This is a genomic window from Actinoplanes sp. NBRC 101535 (assembly GCF_030269225.1).
In the GTDB taxonomy this organism is placed as follows: domain Bacteria; phylum Actinomycetota; class Actinomycetes; order Mycobacteriales; family Micromonosporaceae; genus Actinoplanes; species Actinoplanes rectilineatus.
In genome coordinates, this window is record NZ_BSSY01000050.1 from 1 (window position 1) to 456 (window position 456).

The following is a 456-nucleotide window of genomic DNA, read 5'->3' on the forward strand; positions in this document are numbered from 1 at the left end:
GAACGCGCCGACCGGCTCCGGCTGGCCCGCGCGCAGCGGGAACTGGCCCGCAAGGACAAGGGCTCCGCCAACCGGGCGAAAGCCCGGCTCACGGTCGCCCGCGTCCACGCCCGCATCACCGACCGCCGCCGTGACACCCTGCACAAACTGACCACTCGGCTCGTTCGTGAGAACCAAACGATCGTGATCGAGGACCTGGCCGTGCGCAACATGGTCAAGAACCACCGGCTGGCCCGCGCCATCAGCGACGCGGCCTGGCACGACTTCCGCTCCATGCTGACCTACAAAGCCGACTGGTACGGCCGGGACCTGACAGTGATCGACCGCTGGTACCCGTCGTCCAAGGTCTGCTCGGCCTGCGGAGCCATCGCTGAGAAGATGCCGCTGAACATCCGGTCGTGGACCTGCTCCTGCGGGGTAACCCACGACCGCGACGTCAACGCGGCGAAGAACATT

General features: G+C 67.3%; 1 protein-coding gene. It reads left to right on the forward strand.

The annotated features are described in order from the left end of the window. The coding region (locus QSK32_RS45305; protein WP_285475562.1) for an RNA-guided endonuclease TnpB family protein at positions 1-456 on the forward strand (456 nt) is incomplete at both ends.